17 protein-coding genes are annotated in these 17,397 nt (G+C 74.9%); 10 read left to right on the forward strand and 7 right to left on the reverse strand.

What is annotated here, in order from left to right:
- Positions 1 to 243 precede the first annotated feature (243 nt).
- The 5 genes from CBOVI_RS02350 to CBOVI_RS02370 all read left to right on the forward strand — a co-directional run bounded on the left by CBOVI_RS02350 (position 244) and on the right by CBOVI_RS02370 (position 4,667).
- On the forward strand, positions 244 to 1,260 hold the full coding sequence (locus CBOVI_RS02350) for a CE1 family esterase (RefSeq protein WP_125186095.1): 1,017 nt from the start codon (positions 244 to 246) through the stop codon (positions 1,258 to 1,260).
- A 233-nt stretch (positions 1,261 to 1,493) separates the two neighbouring features.
- Positions 1,494 to 2,060, forward strand: a complete 567-nt coding sequence (locus CBOVI_RS02355; RefSeq protein ID WP_010266149.1) for an ECF transporter S component — start codon at positions 1,494 to 1,496, stop codon at positions 2,058 to 2,060.
- On the forward strand, positions 2,057 to 3,415 hold the full coding sequence (locus tag CBOVI_RS02360; RefSeq protein WP_010266147.1) for an ABC transporter ATP-binding protein: 1,359 nt from the start codon (positions 2,057 to 2,059) through the stop codon (positions 3,413 to 3,415). The genes CBOVI_RS02355 and CBOVI_RS02360 overlap by 4 nt, the downstream gene beginning before the upstream one ends.
- Complete coding sequence (locus CBOVI_RS02365; protein ID WP_010266146.1) at positions 3,409 to 4,158, forward strand: energy-coupling factor transporter transmembrane component T family protein; 750 nt, start codon at positions 3,409 to 3,411, stop codon at positions 4,156 to 4,158. The genes CBOVI_RS02360 and CBOVI_RS02365 overlap by 7 nt, the downstream gene beginning before the upstream one ends.
- Positions 4,155 to 4,667, forward strand: coding sequence for a nucleoside/nucleotide kinase family protein (locus tag CBOVI_RS02370; RefSeq protein WP_010266144.1), 513 nt, complete (start codon positions 4,155 to 4,157; stop codon positions 4,665 to 4,667). Before CBOVI_RS02365 ends, CBOVI_RS02370 begins: the two co-directional genes overlap by 4 nt.
- Positions 4,668 to 4,755: 88 nt before the next feature.
- Here the strand turns inward: CBOVI_RS02370 and CBOVI_RS02375 are convergent, their stop codons facing one another.
- From CBOVI_RS02375 to CBOVI_RS02390, 4 genes are read right to left on the reverse strand one after another with little or no spacing between them, the layout of a single operon-like run.
- A complete protein-coding gene (locus CBOVI_RS02375) occupies positions 4,756 to 5,334 on the reverse strand; it encodes a hypothetical protein (RefSeq protein ID WP_010266142.1) in 579 nt (192 codons plus the stop codon).
- Positions 5,331 to 6,650 (reverse strand): hypothetical protein, encoded by a 1,320-nt coding sequence (locus CBOVI_RS02380; protein WP_125186093.1) that lies wholly within the window; start codon positions 6,648 to 6,650, stop codon positions 5,331 to 5,333. The genes CBOVI_RS02375 and CBOVI_RS02380 overlap by 4 nt, the downstream gene beginning before the upstream one ends.
- Entirely contained in the window at positions 6,647 to 7,342 is a 696-nt protein-coding gene (locus CBOVI_RS02385; protein WP_083826088.1) for an ABC transporter ATP-binding protein, read from the reverse strand. Before CBOVI_RS02385 ends, CBOVI_RS02380 begins: the two co-directional genes overlap by 4 nt.
- A 30-nt stretch (positions 7,343 to 7,372) precedes the next feature.
- Entirely contained in the window at positions 7,373 to 7,693 is a 321-nt protein-coding gene (locus CBOVI_RS02390; RefSeq protein ID WP_125186092.1) for a hypothetical protein, read from the reverse strand.
- A 324-nt stretch (positions 7,694 to 8,017) separates the two neighbouring features.
- Between CBOVI_RS02390 and CBOVI_RS02395 the strand changes: the two genes are divergently transcribed.
- Positions 8,018 to 9,286, forward strand: coding sequence for a M18 family aminopeptidase (locus tag CBOVI_RS02395; RefSeq protein WP_010272214.1), 1,269 nt, complete (start codon positions 8,018 to 8,020; stop codon positions 9,284 to 9,286).
- Positions 9,287 to 9,325: 39 nt separating this feature from the next.
- Here the strand turns inward: CBOVI_RS02395 and CBOVI_RS02400 are convergent, their stop codons facing one another.
- On the reverse strand, positions 9,326 to 10,723 hold the full coding sequence (locus tag CBOVI_RS02400) for a saccharopine dehydrogenase family protein (protein ID WP_010272217.1): 1,398 nt from the start codon (positions 10,721 to 10,723) through the stop codon (positions 9,326 to 9,328).
- Between the two features lie 130 nt (positions 10,724 to 10,853).
- On the opposite strand from CBOVI_RS02400, the gene CBOVI_RS02405 reads away from it, so the two are divergent.
- The 4 genes from CBOVI_RS02405 to CBOVI_RS02420 all read left to right on the forward strand — a co-directional run bounded on the left by CBOVI_RS02405 (position 10,854) and on the right by CBOVI_RS02420 (position 14,740).
- Positions 10,854 to 11,342 carry a tRNA (cytidine(34)-2'-O)-methyltransferase gene (locus tag CBOVI_RS02405; RefSeq protein WP_010272220.1) on the forward strand — a complete coding sequence of 163 codons (489 nt, stop codon included), beginning with the start codon at positions 10,854 to 10,856 and terminating at the stop codon, positions 11,340 to 11,342.
- A gap of 200 nt (positions 11,343 to 11,542) precedes the next feature.
- Entirely contained in the window at positions 11,543 to 12,523 is a 981-nt protein-coding gene (locus CBOVI_RS02410; protein ID WP_010271108.1) for a bifunctional methylenetetrahydrofolate dehydrogenase/methenyltetrahydrofolate cyclohydrolase, read from the forward strand.
- A complete protein-coding gene (locus CBOVI_RS02415) occupies positions 12,520 to 12,885 on the forward strand; it encodes a DUF3017 domain-containing protein (RefSeq protein ID WP_010271111.1) in 366 nt (121 codons plus the stop codon). Before CBOVI_RS02410 ends, CBOVI_RS02415 begins: the two co-directional genes overlap by 4 nt.
- Positions 12,886 to 12,952: 67 nt before the next feature.
- A complete protein-coding gene (locus CBOVI_RS02420) occupies positions 12,953 to 14,740 on the forward strand; it encodes a bifunctional ADP-dependent NAD(P)H-hydrate dehydratase/NAD(P)H-hydrate epimerase (protein ID WP_232625807.1) in 1,788 nt (595 codons plus the stop codon).
- A 93-nt stretch (positions 14,741 to 14,833) separates the two neighbouring features.
- On the opposite strand, the gene metX is transcribed toward CBOVI_RS02420, so the two are convergent.
- On the reverse strand, positions 14,834 to 15,946 hold the full coding sequence (gene metX, locus CBOVI_RS02425) for a homoserine O-acetyltransferase MetX (RefSeq protein WP_029157933.1): 1,113 nt from the start codon (positions 15,944 to 15,946) through the stop codon (positions 14,834 to 14,836).
- 5 nt (positions 15,947 to 15,951) lie between these two features.
- The gene (locus tag CBOVI_RS02430; RefSeq protein ID WP_010270852.1) at positions 15,952 to 17,319 is read right to left on the reverse strand and encodes an O-acetylhomoserine/O-acetylserine sulfhydrylase; all 1,368 of its coding nucleotides are present in this window, start codon (positions 17,317 to 17,319) and stop codon (positions 15,952 to 15,954) included.
- Between the last annotated feature and the right edge of the window lie 78 nt (positions 17,320 to 17,397).

Here is a 17,397-nt window from a genome sequence, read left to right on the forward strand (position 1 = left end):
ACGCGCCGGCGGTTGAGTTGTTTTCATGGTGAAACCGTAGGCCGGTGCACGGTCCTGCGGGCCGGATTCGGAACATCCGTCATATCCGGCATTCCGGATTCGTACTATTCCCCTCCCGGGACGCCCCGCCGCCGTGCCGACCGGCGCTGTCGCGGGTCGCCCCGCCGCCGCACCGACCAGTGTTTTCCCGGGTCAGACCGCCCGCCGGTTGACGCCCGCCCCACCGACCCCTAGAAATGTCGTGTGATCTCACCATTCCGGGCTGCGGCCGTGTCGTGCGTGGCCGTGCTCGTCGCGGCGTGCGCCGGCGTCAGCGCCCAACGGATCATCGGTGAGAGTGACGCCGAGTACATCGCGAGCCACAGCGTGACGGAGTCAGGGGTGTTCGTCGGTGGGGCGGCGTCGACCCCCGACCGGGACACCACCGGCGCGGGGGAGGGGGCCGGCGACCTCGAACCCGTCCCCGACCGGCCCCCGTTCGCCGACGCCCCGACCCCCGGCACGACCCGCACGGTGACCTTCACCTCCTCCGGCGTGACCCGCACCGCGCGCATCACCGTCCCCGCGGACTACGACCCGGCCCGCCCGCTGCCCGTGCTCGTGTCCTTCCACGGCTGGAAGGAGACCGCGGACTCCATGGAGCGCTACACCGGCTTCGACGCGCTCCCCGCGATCGTCGTCTACGGCCAGGGCATCGAGAACGCCTGGGAGGGCGCGCCCTACGCCCGGACGAACGACGGGCAGGACCTCCGCTACGTGCTCGACCTCCTCGGCGGCCTGCGGTCCACCTTCACCGTCGACCCCGCGCGGATCTACGCCGCCGGCATGTCCAACGGCGGCGGCTTCGCCCTGAAGCTCGCCTGTCAGCGCCCGGACCTCTTCGCCGGCGTCGCGTCCGTCTCCGGGGCGTACTACCCGCGGACCCGGCCGCCGTGCGCCCCGCAGGCCGTGCCGGTGCTGGAGATCCACGGGGCGAAGGACACGTGGATCAGGTACGACGGCGGGGTCCGGCACGGGGAGGAGTACGCGGGGCCCGTCGCGGTGCTCACGGCCCTCGCGCGCCGGAACGGGGGTGCGACGACGCCGGTGACGACGAAGGTCAACGACGGTGTGCTGCGGCTGACGTGGGCCGGCGACAGTCCGGTCGACCACCTGCGCGTCGCGGCGACCGGGCACGTGTGGCCCCGGACGGCGGACATCGACGCCACGCAGGCGGTGTGGGGGTTCCTCCGGGCGCAGGCGCGCCCTGACCGCCCCTGACCAGCGCGGAACCGCCCCCGACCACGCCGCCCCCGACCGCGCCGCTGACCGGCCGCCCCGCCCGCCCCTGACCAGCGCGGCACCGCCCGGCCCCTCCCGACGGGACCGTGACGGGTGGTAGGATTCCCGGGCGCGGGAGCCTCCGGGCTGAGAGGGACGACTGTGGACACGCCACCGTCGGCCGACCGTCTGAACCTGATCCGGGTCATGCCGGCGAGAGGGAGTGAAGTATCGTGCGCGTCGTCGACGTGGTCATCACCGCCGTCCTGGGGGTGGCGTTCGGTGTGCTGTTCTCCGTGTGGAACTACACCGGGGGAGCGGCATTCGGGGTCTTCGAGGCCGTGACCCCGGGTTTCGGGGGGATCATCACGGGCATCTGGCTGCTCGGCGGGGTCGTCGGCGGGCTCGTCGTCCGCCGCCCCGGGGCGGCCCTCGCGGTCGAGGTCATCGCCGCCGTGGTCTCCATGGTGCCCGGCAACCAGTGGGGCATCTCGACGGTGTACTCCGGCATCGCCCAGGGCCTCGGCGCGGAGCTCGCCTTCGCCCTCACGCTCTACCGCCGGGGGAGCATGCCCACGGCGGTCCTCGCCGGGGTGCTGGCCGCGGTCGTGGAGTTCGCCCTCGAACTCGTGACCTCCGGGAACCTCGCGCGGACCCTGGGCTACAACCTCACCTACCTCGGCTGCATGGTCGTGTCCGGGGCGGTGCTCGCCGGGGTGCTCGGCCACGTCCTCGTCGGGGCGCTCGCCCGGACCGGGGCGCTGGACGCCTTCCCCGCCGGCCGGGCCCGCCGCGTATGACGGGTGGGACGACGGGCGGCGGGGCCGCCGTCACGCTCCGGGACGTCGGGTGGCGACCGGCCGGCCGGCAGGAGCCCACGTTGCGCGGCGTCGACCTCACCGTCGCCCCCGGTGAGCGCATCCTCCTCCTCGGGCCCTCGGGCGCCGGGAAGTCCACGCTCCTCGCCGCCCTCGCCGGGGTCCTCGGCGACGGCGAGGCGACCGGCGAGCTCGACGTCCCCGCGCGGGCCGGGCTCGTCCTCCAGGACCCGGACTCGCAGGTCCTCGCCGCGCGGGTGGGGGACGACGTCGCGTTCGGGTGTGAGAACCTCCGCGTCCCCCGGGACGAGATCCACCGCCGGGTCCCCGAGGCCCTCCGCGCCGTCGGCCTCGGCGCGTGGGACGACCCCACGGACACGCTCTCCGGCGGGCAGAAGCAGCGGCTCGCCCTCGCCGGGGTCCTCGCGATGCGCCCCGGCCTGCTGCTCCTCGACGAACCGACGGCGAACATCGACCCGGCCGGGGTGCGTGACCTCCGCGACGCGGTCGCCCGCGTCCTCGACATGACGGGGGCGACGTTCATCGTCGTCGAACACCGCGTGGAGGTGTGGCAGGGCCTCGTCGACCGCGCCGTCGTGCTCGGGGCGGACGGCCGGGTCGTCGCGGACGGGCCCGTCGACGACGTCCTCGCCGACCACAGCCTCACCGACCTGGGTGTGTGGGTGCCCGGCGTCCCCCTCGACCTGCCGGCCCCGCCGGACCCGCCGACGCGCGGGCCGGTCGTGTCCGCCCGCGACCTCACCGTCGGGTGGGACCGCCCCGTGCTCGGGCACGTGGACCTCGACGTGCCGGTCGGGGCGACGAGCCTCGTCGGGCCGAACGGGCAGGGCAAGTCCACCCTCGCGCTGACCCTCGCGGGGCTGCTCCGGCCGCTGGAGGGCGACGTCGTCACCCCCTGGGGGCCTCCCCACCGCCTGCGCAGCCGGGAGCTCGTGCGGCACATCGGCTACGTGTTCCAGGACCCCGAGCACCAGTTCATCGCGCGGACCGTGCGCGACGAACTCGGCGACCGGGCCGACGACCTGCTGCCCGCGCTCGGGCTGGAGCACCTCGCCGCGGCGAACCCGTTCACCCTCTCCGGCGGGGAGAAGCGGCGGCTGTCCGTGGCGACGGCCCTGGTCGGCGACCCGCAGCTCGTCATCCTCGACGAGCCGACGTTCGGCCAGGACCGCACGACGTTCCGGGCCCTCGTCACGCTGCTGCACGACCTCGTCCGGCGGGGCACGGCCGTCCTGTCCGTCACCCACGACGCCGACTTCGCCGCGGCGATGGGCGGGCGCACCGTCGAGGCCCGGGAGGGGGTGGTCCGGTGCTGACCCGGGTCGACCCCACGACGCGCCTCGCCGCGCTCGCCCTCCTCACCACCCCGCTGCTCCTGTCCGTCGACGTCACCTCCGCGGCCGTCGCCCTCGTCCTCGAACTCCTGCTCACCCCCCTGTGCCGGCACCCGCGCGTGCTCCGCGGCGCGTGGCCCCTGCTGCTGCTCGCCCCGCTCGCCGGGGTGTCGATGCTCCTCTACGGCCGGCCCGGCGGCGAGGTCTACGCCGACCTCGGCCCCGTGACCGTCACGTCCCACTCGGTGTCCCTCGCGTGCGCGGTGACGGTGCGGGTCCTCGCCGTGGGGGTGCCGTCGATCGTCCTGCTCGGGGGGATCGACGCCACCCGCCTCGGCGACGGCCTGGCCCAGCTGTGGCGGTTGCCCGCCCGGCCCGTGCTGGGGGCGATCGCCGGGGCGCGGCTCATGGGCCTGTTCCGGCGGGACTGGGACGCGCTGAGCCGGGCACGCCGGGCGCGGGGTGTCGGCGACGGGCGGCTCGCCCGGATCGTGCCCGTCGGGCAGGCGTTCTCCCTGCTCGTGCTCGCGCTGCGCCGGGGGACGAAACTCGCGACCGCGATGGAGGCCCGGGGGTTCCACGGCGGGCCGCGGACGTGGGCGCGTCCCGCCCGGTGGACGGGGTGGGACGCGGTCCTCGCCGTCGGGTCCCTCGCCGTGGCGCTGGTGGCGCTCGCGGTGTCCGTGGCGACGGGGGACTTCCGGTTCCTCGGGGTCACCGGGTGACCGGGGTCGGGGTCGGTGCCGGGTTCGGCGGGCCGGTGCCGCCGGTGACGGTGCTCGTCGACGGCCGGTCGGGGGCCGGGAAGACGACGCTGTCCGGGCGGATCCGGGGGGCGGTCGTCGTCCACCTCGACGACCTCTACCCCGGGTGGGCGGGCCTGGCCGCGGCGGGTGACATCGTCGCGGCGCACGTGCTCGACCCCGTCGCGCCGGGCTACCGCCGGTGGGACTGGTCGGCGGGGCGGCCCGGGGAGTGGGTCGCGCTGGACCCGGGGGCGGACCTCGTCGTCGAGGGGTGTGGGGCGGTGACGGGGGCGACGCTCACCGCTGCGCGGCGCCGGTCCGGTGACCGGGTGCTGACCGTCGACGTGACCGGGCCGGAGGGGCTGCGCCGCCGCCGGGCGCTCGACCGCGACCCCGGGTTCGCCGCGTTCTGGGACCTGTGGGCGCTCCAGGAGCTGCGGCACCGGAGGACGATGCCGGAGCCGGACCTGCGCCTGACGTGCCGGTGACGTGCGCCTGATGTGCCGGTGACCGGGGCACCCGGTGGCGGTGCGCCGGGGGTGGGGCGGGGCGCCGTCCCCGGGTGCCGGACCCGCGTCAGCGGCCGTCGGCGATCCAGGCGCCGGCACCCGCGACGCAGACGAGGGTGCAGACCGTGGTGACGGTCGGGGAGAGGCCGACCCCGACGGCGTCGCCGAGGATCGTGTGCTCGCCGAGGTACCAGGGGAACAGGCAGAGGATGAACGTCACGGGGAGGACGACCACCGCGACGGGGCGCGTCGGGACCCTGCACCGGAGGGCGAGGACCACGCCGCAGGCGAGTGCCCCGGTGACCAGGGCGAGCACCATGTGCGCGGGGACGACGCCGATGGCGAGCCCGAAGGCGGTGACGAGCGCCCAGGCTGCGGCGAGCAGGGCGACGACGACCGCGCGGTCGGGGACGACGCCGCGTGCGCGGGAGGCGGCCTCGTAGGGTTCGTCCCACCTGCTGCCGAGCAGGGTGATGACGGTCGCGGCCATGAGCACCGGCTGGAAGTTCGAGAGGAACACCGGTCGGTGGAGGACGGGTCCGAACAGCTGGGGGACCTCCAGGACGTCGGTGAACTGGATGGCGAAGGACAGCAGGAGCAGGCCGGCGAATTCCGGCCAGCCGCGGAGTTTCACGTACGGGGTCATCGCGTGACCTCCCCTGCGCCCGGTGCGGGGTCGTCGGGGGTGGGGATCGGTGGGAGGGTGTCCCCGCAGTGGAGGTAGGTGTCGACGTACGGGGCGAGGGCCCGGCCCTGCTCCTCCGGGGACCGGTGGGTGAGATCCCGTTCGACCCAGGCCTTGGTCTGCCGCTCGGATTCGTGGCGCTGGGTGGATTCAGGGAAAAGGCCGGGCTGGTAGGTGGTGACCGCCCACTGGGTGAGGACGTTCTGTGCGTCGAAGGCGGCGTCGGTGAAGACACAGCGGCGTGACGACTCGATACTCTCCATGACGGGCCGGATGATCTCGCCGTAGAACGTGACGTCCGTCGGGCCGGACAGGCGTGTCACGTGCTCGTGTCCGGATCCGGTGTGGCCGTAGGTTCCCGGGGGGACGGGGAGTCCGGCGGTGGTGAGGGTGGTGATGAACGGGTCCCAGTGGCGGTTGACCTGGTCGATGAGGTGGGTGTCCTCGGGCCAGCTGCAGAACCGCGCGCCGGCGACGGTGCGGGTGCACACGGCGGTGGCGGTGGTGGTGCTGCGGGGGTCGGTGTTGATGGCGGGTCGCCCGTGGGCGGCCAGGGGGGTGAGGGCGGTGCCGGCGGCGAGGACGGCGACGACGGCGGCGGCGGTGACGGTCGGGGTGAGTCGTCGTGCCGGGGTGGTGTCGGCGGGGTGGGTGGTCAGGGCGGTGGCGATGAGGACGGTGACGGCCAGGGCGGTGAGGGTGGTCACGACGGCGACGCCGGTCTGCGGGGTTCTGGTGATCAGGCGGTAGGGGCCGTTCGGCAGGTCGATCAGTCGGGGCAGTAGGGCGGTGGTCTTCGCGTGGCTGGAGGCGGCGGCGAGGATGATGACGATGATCGGGGCGACGACGGTGGCGACGACGGGGCGGCGGAATGCGGCGCCGGTGGCGGTGCCGGTGACGGCGCAGAGGAGGGTCCAGGCTGCTGCGGAGACGGGCAGTTCCCACCAGGGGGCGCCGCCGGTGTGGACGCTGAGGACGACGGCGACGACGGTGGCGGTTCCGGCGGCGAGGGCGACGAGGCCCCAGAGGACGGGTGGGCCGAGGATGAGCCGGGCGGCGCGGGCGCGGGAGACGGCGGTGACGGTGGTGTATCCGGTGGAGCGGTGGCCGGCGTCCCAGGCGGCTGCGGCGGCGAGGACGATGCCGGTGAGGACGGAGTTCTCCATGATGATGTCGCCGGCGGAGGGCCAGTGGCCCTGGACGTGGGAGCCGCGGGCGCCGGCGAGGGCGAAGAGAACGCTGACGACGATGACGAGCACGTACCGGGTCCACCTCACGACGCACCACCGCCTGCGGTGACGGCCCGGAACGCGGCGTCGACGGACCCGTGGACGGCGAGCAGGTCGGCGACGGGGGAGTCCGCGACGATGCGACCGCCGTCGAGGACGAGGACCCGTTCGGCGTCCTCGACGTCGGCGGCGACGTGCGTGGACATGAGCACGGAGATACCCCGGTCCGCCATCCTGCGCAGCACACCGGTGAGGAACGCCCGGTGGTTCGGGTCGAGCCCGGCGGTGGGCTCGTCGAGGAGCAGCACGTCGGGGGAGTGGACGATGCCGGCGGCGACCATCGCCTGCCGCTTCATGCCCCCGGAGAGGGTGCGCAGTCGGCTGCGCTTCCGGTCGGAGAGCCCGACGAGTTCCAGCGCCTCCCCGGCCGCGGACCGGGCCTCGGCGCGGGACAGTCCGCGGAGCCAGCCGACGTCGGTGACGAAGGTGAGGACGCGTTCGCCGGGGTCGAAGACGTTGCGCTGCGGCACCCAGCCCACGGATCTCTTCCACGCGGAGGAGTCACGGACATCGGTGCCGCCGACGACCACGGTGCCGGGTGGCGGCCGGTGTTCCCCGGCCATGAGTCCCATCAGGGTGCTCTTCCCCGCGCCGTTGGCGCCGAGAATGACGGAGAATCCGTCGTCGAGGGAAAAGGTGACCCCCCGGAGAACGGGGTTTCGCCGCGGCGTACCGGAAATTCAGGTCGTGAATCTCAATAGCAGGTGTCATCAGTGAGCCGACGCCGCCCCTCCCTTGACTTCGCCCCACCCCGAACCGCATCCGATGGTGATGTCGACCCTGCTTCCCGGGTACAGGACCTCCGAGATGTGCCTGTCCGCCGACAGCGGCCGGCAGTCGATCCACACTTCCGCGGTGGCCGGGTGGTCGGTGTTGTTCGCGCACGTCACGGTGGCTTCATGGCCTCCGGGTCTGAGCCTGTCGCAGTGTGCCTGGCCCGGTGGGGCGTCGTAGGCGACGCTCGTTCCTGCTCCGGTGAGCGTGCCGCCGACAACGACGGCACCGACGGCGAAAAGTACCGACTTCCGCATGAATACGTCCTCTCTGACACGTCAATTCCCCTCCGTCGTGAGAGGGGACGTCGTTGACGCACATCAGGGTATGCGCCCGGTAAGTAAATACAATACTTACTATAAGTATGCATGGATTGTCCCTGAAACTCCTGATGAATGGGGCTGCAATGTCAGGGCGCTGTTCCTGTGAATCCCCCTGTCGGGGTGGGGAGACGGGCGGGCGGTCGGGATGCGGCCGCCGACCCGCTCCCCGCCGGCGCGCGGACGTCCCCGCGGCCCCTGCACCGGACACCGGTGCGCGGACCGCCCCGCACTGTCCGGACCGCGTGCTTAACTGGTCGCATGACGCCTTCGACCGCCTTCGCCACGGACTTCATCGACTTCATCGAGGCCTCGCCGAGCAGCTACCACGCCGCGGCGGAGGTCGCCCACCGCCTCGACGGCGCGGGGTACGTCCGCCGGGAGGAGACGGAGCCGTGGGACGCCTCGCCGGGCGGGCACTACGTCGTCCGGGGCGGGGCCGTCGTCGCCTGGTGGGTGCCCGCGGAGGCCTCCCCGGAGACCTCCGGGTTCCGCATCGTCGGCTCGCACACGGACTCGCCGGGGTTCGTGCTCAAGCCGCGGGGGGACCTGACCTCCCACGGGTGGAACCAGGCCGGCGTGGAGGTCTACGGAGGCCCCGTCCTCGCCTCGTGGCTCGACCGGGAGCTCGCCCTCGCGGGGCGGATCGTCCTCGCGGACGGCACGGAGCAGCTCGTCGACACCGGCCCCGTCCTGCGCATCCCGCACCTGGCCGTGCACCTCGACCGGTCCGTCAACACCTCCCTGACCCTGGACCGGCAGCGGCACATGCAGCCGGTTTTCGCCGTCGGCGACCCGACGGTGGAGATCCTCGACGTCATCGCGGACGCCGCCACCGGCGTGGCCCCGGAGGACATCGTGGGGGACGACCTCATCACGGTGGACACGCAGCGCGGCCGGGTCTTCGGCGCGCGCAGCGACTTCATCGCCGCGGGCCGGATGGACAACCTCACCAGCGTCTTCGCCTCGCTCGACGCGCTCGCCGCGGTGGGGGACGACGCCACGGACATCGCGGTCCTCGCCGCCTTCGACCACGAGGAGGTCGGCAGCTCCACCGCCGAGGGGGCGTGCGGTCCGCTGCTGGAGACGGTCCTGCACCGCACGGCGACCGCCCTCGGCGCGGACACGGACGGGGTCCACGCGATGCTCGCGAGGTCGACGTGCGTCTCCGCGGACGCCGCGCACTCCGTGCACCCGAACCACCCGGAGAAGCACGACCCCGTCAACGCCCCGGTCATGAACGCCGGGCCGGTGCTCAAGGTCAACGCGTCGCGCCGCTACGCCACCGACGGGCGGACGACCGCGCTGTGGCGGCAGGCGTGCCGGGAGGCCGGGGTGCCGTGCCAGGTGTTCGCCGGGAACAACGACGTCCCCTGCGGGTCGACGATCGGCCCGCTGACGGCGACGCGCCTCGGCGTCCCGACCGTCGACGTCGGCGTGCCGCTGCTGTCCATGCACTCCGCCCGGGAGATGGCGGGGGTCGACGACCTCTGCTGGTTCCGCGACGCCCTCGCGGCCTACTGGTCCTGAGGGGCGCGCCCCACCGGGGCTGACGGGCGCGGCCGGTGCCTACCGGTCCTGAGGTGCGCGGCCCGGACCGGCGGTGACGGTCACGCCCGCGGCCCGGAGCCGCTCGACGTACGGCGCGCCGAGCCCCGTCGCCGGCGTGAGCACCCCGCCCCCGTCACCCGGCAGCCGTTCGCCGGCGTGGACGAGCGTCAACGCCGCCTCGGAGAGCATGATCGCCGTCGCGACGTACCCCGGGTCACCCTGCGCGGCGACGTCCGCGTGGAAGAAACTCCCGTCGTGGGTCACCCCCTGGTGGCGGGTGTGGAAGTGCCCGCTCTCCCGGCTGGCCTCGTCGGGACCCTCACCGGGGTCGGGGACGACCACCGAGAGGGGACGACGTAACGCCGGGGTGGTCAGGGCCGCGAACCCCAGCTTCGTCCCCACGGACAGGACCAGGGCCTTCAGCCGGCCGACCGGCGACGACCCGGTGGCGATGACCTCCCGGTACCGCAGCCGCGGACCGTAGGCGTGGCCCGTCAGAGCATTCGACCGGCGCACGACGCGCGTGTTGTACGGGGCCATGAAGAACGGCCCGCCCCACCCGGTGCCGCCCGTCGGCTCCAGTGAGGCGACGGTGAGGTCCGGCTCCGGGCCGAGATCCGGCTCGGCCGCCCGGTCCGGCGACAGCGCGTACGGGTCCGTGACCAGCCGCGCGGCGTCACGGGACGCGCGCTCCTCCTCCGACTGGGCGCGGAGGCTGTCCACCGTGCCGCCGGAGAACCCGCCCTTCATGGACCGCACGACCATGTCGACGGCGACGAGCGGCCCGGCGCCGGCCTCCTCGACGGCCCGGTGGAGGACGAACATGCCGATGTCCGACGGCACCGAGTCGAACCCGCAGCTGTGGACGATCCGCGCGCCCGTGTCCCGGGCGGTCGCGTCGTTGCGCTCCGCGGAGCGGTGGGCGAACAGCACCTCGCCGGTGAGGTCGACGTAGTCCGTGCCCTCCTCCGCGCACACCCGCACGAGGTCCTCGCCGTAGCGGGTGTACGGGCCGACGGTCGTGATGACGACCCGCGCCCGGCGGGCCATCGCGCGCAGCGAGTCGACGTCGGTGGAGTCCGCCGTGATGAGCGGCCAGTCCGGGGATCCGGGCAGGTCGGAGCGGGTGCGGGCGAGGCGGTCACGGTTGCGCCCGGCGAGGGCGACGGTCGTGGGCCCGCCGTCGCCGGCCTGCTCCCGGCGGGCGAGGTAGGCGGCGACGAGGGAGCCGACGAAGCCCGTCGCGCCGAAGACGACGATGTCCACGGCGGCGGGGTCGGTGGTGTCGGCGGCCGCGGAGTGCGCGGCGGGTGCGGTGGCGGCGGCGGCGGAGTGCGCGGCGGGTGCGGTGTCGGCGGCGGAGTCGGCTGAGGTGTCGGCGCTGGCGTCGGGGTGGCGGGGAGCGGAGTCGGTCATGGTGGCGACGCTACCGTGGTACGCCGTGTCGCCGCCGCGTCGGCGGCGTGGGGCCGGGCGCGGTGAGGGGTGGTCGGGGGCGTCGGTGCAGCGTCGGGACCCGGGGCGGGCGGGCGATAGTGTGGGGCCCGTGACCGATCCCACCCCGTCCGGCCCGTACTGCCACGTCATCTTCGACCGCCCGGTGATCCCGCCGAACACCGGCAACGCGATCCGCATGTGCGCCGGCACGGGCGCGACCCTGCACCTCGCCGGCCCGCTGGGGTTCAGCCTGGAGGAGAAGCACCTGCGCCGCGCCGGGCTGGACTACCACGACCTCGCCGACGTGCGGGTGCACGAGGGGATCGACGCCGCCCTCGACGTCGTCCCCGGCCGCGTGTTCGCCTTCACCGCGTCGGCGGGGACGTGGCACACCGCGGTCGACTGGCGGCACGGGGACGCCCTGCTCTTCGGCACCGAGCCGAGCGGTCTGCCGGCGGAGGTCCTGGAGGATCCGCGGGTCACGGCGCACGTCCGCATCCCGATGCTCCCCGGGCGGCGGTCGATGAACCTGTCGAACAGCGCGGCGGTCGCCGCGTACGAGGTCTGGCACAGGCTGGGGTTCCCCGGCGCCGTGTGAGCGGTGCCGTGTGACCGCCGCGGGCACGGGTGAGGGGAGCGCCGGACCGCCGCCGCGTGACCGCCGCCGCGGGCACGGGTGGCGGCCGCCGGTGCGGGGGCGCGGGGCCGGGGAGGGCGGCGTCGACCCCCCGGAGGCCGGACCACCGGCGGCGCGCACACCCCCCGCCTCCCCTGAACCCCCACCCCGGAAGTGGAATAATGGCGGCCGTGACTGACAACGCCGCGAACCCAGCAGATTCCGCCCACCCGGACCAGCCCACCCCGACCCCGGGGGACCGGCCCGCCGGGGGGACCACCCCGGACGCCCGCGACGGGGCCACCCGCCCCCGCGCGACCGTCCTCGACGGCAAGGCCTACCGTGACGAGATCGTCGCCGACCTCACCCGCCGGGTCGACCGCCTCCGGGAGAAGGGCGTCACCCCGGGCCTCGCGACGGTGCTCGTCGGCGACGACCCCGCCAGCCACTCCTACGTGCGCATGAAGCACCGCGACTGCGAGCAGGTCGGCGTCACGAGCATCCGCCGCGACCTCCCGGCGGACGTGTCGCAGGAGGAGCTCAACGCCGTCATCGACGAACTCAACGCGGACGACGCCTGCACCGGCTACATCGTCCAGCTGCCGCTGCCCCGCCACCTCGACGAGAACGCCGTCCTCGAGCGCATCGACCCGGCGAAGGACGCGGACGGCCTCCACCCGGTGAACCTCGGCAAGCTCGTGCTCAACGAGCCCGCCCCCCTGCCGTGCACCCCGAACGGCGCGATCTCCCTGCTCCGCCGCTACGGCGTGGAGCTCGACGGCGCGAAGGTCGTCGTCATCGGCCGCGGTGTGACGGTCGGCCGGCCGATCGGCCTCATGCTCACCCGCCGTTCCGAGAACGCGACCGTCACGCTGTGCCACACCGGGACGCGCGACCTCGCGGCGGAGACCCGCGCCGCGGACGTCATCGTCGCGGCGGCGGGCAAGGCGCACATGCTCACCGCGGACATGGTGAAGCCGGGGGCCGCGATCCTCGACGTGGGGGTCTCCCGGGTCGACGGTGCGCTCGCCGGGGACGTCCACCCCGACGTGTGGGACGTCGCGGGGGCGGTGTCGCCGAACCCGGGCGGTGTCGGCCCGCTGACCAGGGCGTTCCTCATGCACAACGTCGTCGAGCGCGCCGAGAGGATCGCCGGCGAATGACCGCCCGACCCGCGACCGCGCCGGGCGTCGCCGCGCCGACGCGCACGGACCTCACGGCGAACCCTCACGACCGGGGCGTGCCGCCGTCCCCGCTGCCCCGGGCCGTGCAGTGGCTGCTGGTCGCGGGGGTGGTCGTGGTGTTCCTCGCGGCGCTGGTGTTCATCCTGCTCGACCGGTGGCGGCGGGGTACGGTCGCGGTCGGCACGGGGATGGTCGGCCTCGCGGTGCTGCGGTGGCTCGTCGACCCGCAGGTCCTGGGGGTGTGGGCGGTGCGGTCCCGACGGTTCGACTCCGCGTTCTGCCTCGCCGCCGGCGGGATCATCCTGTGGCTCGCCCTGTCCGTCGACGCGCTGGGCAGCTGACCGTGCCGTCGTGACCGTGGCGCCGACCGTGCGCCGACCGTGACCGGGAACCGGAGAGGAGCTCACCGTGACAGTTGACATGCCGGGTGCGGGGGAGGGACGTCGTCGGGGGACGACGGCCCCCTCCGCGGTGAACGGCCCCGTGTACTCCGTCGCCGCCGTCCGGGCGGCCGAGGAGCCGCTGCTCCGGGGCGCGGGCGGTCCGCCGGAGGACGGGCTCATGCGCCGGGCCGCGCGGGCCGTCGCGGAGGTCGCCCTCGCGGTGCTCCCCACGCCGGCGTCCGGCGGGGCCGACGCCGACCCCACCGTCCCGTCCGGCGTCCTCGTCCTCGCCGGCCCGGGCGGCAACGGCGGCGACGCCCTCTACGCCGCCGCGACCCTCGCCGACGCCGGCCACCCGGTGACCGCCGTCGCCGTCGGCCGCGACGGGGCGACGCACCCCCGCGCGACGGCGGCGGCCCGCGCCGCCGGGGTGCGCGTCGCCGCGGCCGCGGACATCCTCCCCACCGCGGACGACACCGCCCGCCCACCCCGGTTCGCGCTGGTCATCGACGGGATCGCGGGCATCGGCCACGCCCGCCCGCTCGACGACGACGCCGCCGCGCTCGCCGCCCTCGGCCCGGTCCTCGCCGTCGACGTGCCCTCGGGCGTGGACGCGGACACCGGCCACGCCCCGGGGGCGCACGTCACCGCCGCGGTGACCGTCACCTTCGGGGTGCGCCGCGTCGCCCACGTGACCTCCGACGCGTGCGGCCGGGTGCTCGTCGCGGACATCGGCCTCGCCCCGGGGCTCGCGGCTGTCGCGGACGAGCACCGCCCGGTCGCCACCGCCCTGTCCGGGTGGGAGCCGCGTCCCACGTGGCCCGGCCCGGCCGGCGGCCCCGGCTCCGGCCCGGCCGGCGGCCCCTCCGCCTTCGTCGTCGACCCGGCGGTCGTCCCGCCGGAGCGTCGCGCCCCGGTCGTCGACATCCGCCCGGGGGCGACGTCGGACAAGTACAGCGGCGGGGTCGTCGGCGTGCTCGCCGGGTCGGCCGCGTACCCGGGCGCTGGTGTCCTCGCGACGACGGGCGCGGTGCGCGCGACGCCGTCGATGGTGCGTTACGTCGGCTCCGGCCGGGACGAGATCGTCCGCGCGCTGCCCGAGGTCGTCGCCGTGTCCGGGCTCGACGACTGCGGGCGGGTCCAGGCGTGGGTCGTCGGCCCGGGCCGGGGCACCGGCCAGGCGGAGCGGGAGGAGCTGGCCGCCCTGCTCGACCGGCCGGAACCGCTGGTCGTCGACGCCGACGCCCTCACGCTCCTCGCCGGCGACGCGGACCTGCGCCGCGCACTCACCGACCGGGACGCGCCGACGGTCCTCACCCCGCACGCCGGCGAGTTCGCCCGCCTCGCGCCCGACCTGCCCGTCGACGGGGACCGGCTCGGCGCGGCCCGCGCGCTCGCCCGCCGGCTGGGGGTCATCGTGCTGCTCAAGGGGCGGTTCACCGTCGTCACCGACGGCACGGACACGACGGTCGTCGACAGCGGCACGTCGTGGTCCGCGACCCCGGGCTCCGGGGACGTGCTCTCCGGGATCCTCGGGGCGCTCGTCGCCGGGGCGGCCGGGGCCGCCGACACCTCCGACGTTTCGGACGACACCGCCGGCGACAACGCCGCTGCCTCGGACGACACCGCCGCCGACCGGCTGACCGCCGCGGTCCGCGACCGGGTCGTCGACGGCGTCCGGGTCCACGCGGTCGCCGCGGCGCTCTCGGCCACCCACCCGGAGGGGGAGGGGCCGACGAGCGCCTCCCTCATCGCCGCCTCCGTCCCCCGGGCGTGGGCGTGGCTCCACGCGGACCCCGGCGCCCCCGCCTGACCCCCGCCTGACCGGGCCCCGCCCCGCACGGCCGGCACCCGTAGCCGGACCGGGCGTCCGGGGCCCTCCTCCGATGCCCGGCCCGCCCCCGCGTCACCGCGCGGCGATGATCTCCGCCTTGCCGAGGTGCCGCCGCAGGACCATGTCCATCTGCCGGCCCTCGGTGAGGAACCCGTCGTGCCCCGTCGGCGACGTGATGCGCGACAGCCCGATGAAGTCCCCCAGGTTCCGGGAGAGGTGCTCCTGCTGGTGGTACGGGTAGAGGATGTCGGTGTCGACGCCGACCACCGTCGTCGGCACCTGCGACGCCCCGAGCGCCGCGTTCATCCCGCCCCGGCCCCGGCCGACGTCGTGCCTGTTCAGCGCGTCGGTGAGCGTGACGTACGACCCGGCGTCGAAGCGCTCCTCCAGCTTCTCCGCCTGGCGGTCGAGGTAGCTCTCCACGGCGAACCGCTGGTCCCGCGAGCGGTACGGGCCGTACGGGTCCTCCCCGGGCTGCGGGTCCGTGCTGAACCGTTCGTCGAGCTCCAGCTCCCCCCGGTAGGTGAGGTGGGCGATCCGTCGGGCCTGCCCCAGCCCGTGCCGGGGGCTGCGCCCCGTGCCGTGGTAGTCCCCGCCCTGCCAGCACGGGTCCGCCTCGATGAAGCGGATCTGGGAGGACTGGATGCCGATCTGCCACGCGGACGCGCGGGCGCTCACGGCGACGGGCAGGGCCGTCTCCACGACCTCGGGGTGCATGAGGGACCACTCCAGCGTCCGCGCCCCGCCCATCGACGCGCCGATGACCGCGCGCACCCGCTCCACCCCGAGCACCCCGGTGAGGAGCCGGTGCTCGGCGGCGACCATGTCCCGGATGCTGATCCCCGGGAACCGCGACCCCCAGTACCCGCCGTCCGGGTGCGGGGAGGACGGGCCGGTCGACCCGTGGCAGCCGCCGAGGACGTTCGCGCAGAGCACGAGGTACCGGGTCGTGTCGATGGCCCGCCCCGGGCCGAGGACGTCGCCCCACCAGTCGGCGGCGTCGCCGTCGCCGGTGAGGGCGTGCTCGACGAGCAGCACGGGCCGCTCGTGCGGGGCGGTCGGGCCGTCGTACCAGGCGAAGAGGCGCAGCGCGGCCTCGGGGACGTCGACCCCCGCCTCCGTGCGGAAGGTGCCGAGCGGCACGGTCGTCGACGCCCCGGACGGCGGCAGGAGCGCGGTGCGCAGCGGCATCAGGCGGCGCCGCCGTCCGTGCCGGGGGTGGCGGCGCGCACGGCGTCGAGACCCAGCCGGAGGTCGGCGATGATGTCGGCGACGTCCTCGATCCCGACGGACAGGCGCACCGTCGCCTCGGAGATGCCCGCGCTGGTCAGCCCCGCCCGGTCGGACTGGGAGTGCGTCGTCGTCGCCGGGTGGACGACGAGGGAGCGCACGTCGCCGACGTTCGCGAGGTTGGAGTGGAGCCGCAGCGCGTCGATGAACCGCCACGCCGCCGCCCGGGCCCCGTCGGACCACGGGTCGTCGACGGCGAGGTCGAAGGACAGGACCGACCCGGTGTACTCCAGACCGAGGCGCTCCTTCACCGCGTGCCACGGGGAGGACTCCAGGCCCGCGTGGTTGACCCGCGCGACGCGGTCGTCGGCCTCGAGGAACCGGGCCACGGCCAGGGCGTTGTCGTTGTGCCGCCGGACGCGCAGTGACAGGGTGTCCAGGCCCTGCGCGGTGACCCAGGCGTTGAACGGCGACGGGGCGGCGCCCGTGTCGCGGAGGATGCCCGCCCGGGCCTTGAGGCCGAACGCGGGCGCGCCGAGGTCGGCGTAGCGCAGGCCGTGGTAGGCGGGGTCGGGGGTGACGAAGTCGGGGAAGACGGGGGAGCCGTCCCGTTCGACGGTCCAGTCGAACCGGCCGCCGTCGGTGAGCGACCCGCCGAGGCCGGAACCGTTGCCGGTGTAGAACTTCGTGAGGGAGTTCACGACGATGTCCGCGCCGAGCTCGAGGGGCCGCACGAGGGCGGCGGTGGCGAGGGTGTTGTCGACGATGAGCGGCACGGAGTGACGGTGGGCGACCTCCGCGACAGCGGGGATGTCGAGCACGTCGGCCTGCGGGTTGGCGAACGTCTCGCCGTAGAACGCGACCGTCGTGTCCCGCACGGCGGCCTCCCACGACGCCGGGTCGTCCGGGTCCTCGACGAACGTCGTCGTGATGCCGAGGCGGGGGAGGGTGACGAGGAGCAGCGTCTCCGTGCCGCCGTAGAGGCGGGGGGAGGCGACGATGTGCGACCCGGCCCGGGCGAGGGTGAGGATCGCGGCGGTCTCCGCGGCCTGCCCGGAGGCGAAGAGCACGGTGTGCACGCCGCCCTCGAGGGAGGTGAGGCGGTTCTCGACGGCCTCGACCGTGGGGTTGGTGAGCCGGGAGTAGATCGGTCCCGGGTCCTCGAGGGCGAAGCGCTGGCGCGCGTGCTCGGCGGAGTCGAAGACGTAGGACGAGGTGTTGTGGATGGGGAGGTTCCGGGCACCCGTCTCGTCGACCGGCTGACCGGCGTGGATCTGGCGGGTGTCGAAGGCCCAGGTGTCTGCGGCGGAGTTGTCGTAGCTGGTCATGGCATGAGACTAGCCAGACCCCGCCCGGAATGTAAACAGCTCTGTCTACTTTTTGGTGTCGACGCTGGTCAGCGCCTC

The organism is Corynebacterium bovis DSM 20582 = CIP 54.80 (genome assembly GCF_030408615.1).
Classification (GTDB): Bacteria; Actinomycetota; Actinomycetes; order Mycobacteriales; family Mycobacteriaceae; genus Corynebacterium; species Corynebacterium bovis.

Bases quoted from the DNA above. Each gene is read 5' to 3' on its own strand.
- CBOVI_RS02360 (WP_010266147.1), top strand. From the start codon at position 2,057: ATGACGGGTGGGACGACGGGCGGCGGGGCCGCCGTCACGCTCCGGGAC.
- CBOVI_RS02375 (WP_010266142.1), bottom strand. From the start codon at position 5,334: ATGACCCCGTACGTGAAACTCCGCGGCTGGCCGGAATTCGCCGGCCTG.
- CBOVI_RS02390 (WP_125186092.1), bottom strand. From the start codon at position 7,693: ATGCGGAAGTCGGTACTTTTCGCCGTCGGTGCCGTCGTTGTCGGCGGC.
- CBOVI_RS02395 (WP_010272214.1), top strand. From the start codon at position 8,018: ATGACGCCTTCGACCGCCTTCGCCACGGACTTCATCGACTTCATCGAG.
- CBOVI_RS02400 (WP_010272217.1), bottom strand. From the start codon at position 10,723: ATGACCGACTCCGCTCCCCGCCACCCCGACGCCAGCGCCGACACCTCA.
- CBOVI_RS02410 (WP_010271108.1), top strand. From the start codon at position 11,543: ATGGCGGCCGTGACTGACAACGCCGCGAACCCAGCAGATTCCGCCCAC.
- CBOVI_RS02415 (WP_010271111.1), top strand. From the start codon at position 12,520: ATGACCGCCCGACCCGCGACCGCGCCGGGCGTCGCCGCGCCGACGCGC.
- CBOVI_RS02430 (WP_010270852.1), bottom strand. From the start codon at position 17,319: ATGACCAGCTACGACAACTCCGCCGCAGACACCTGGGCCTTCGACACC.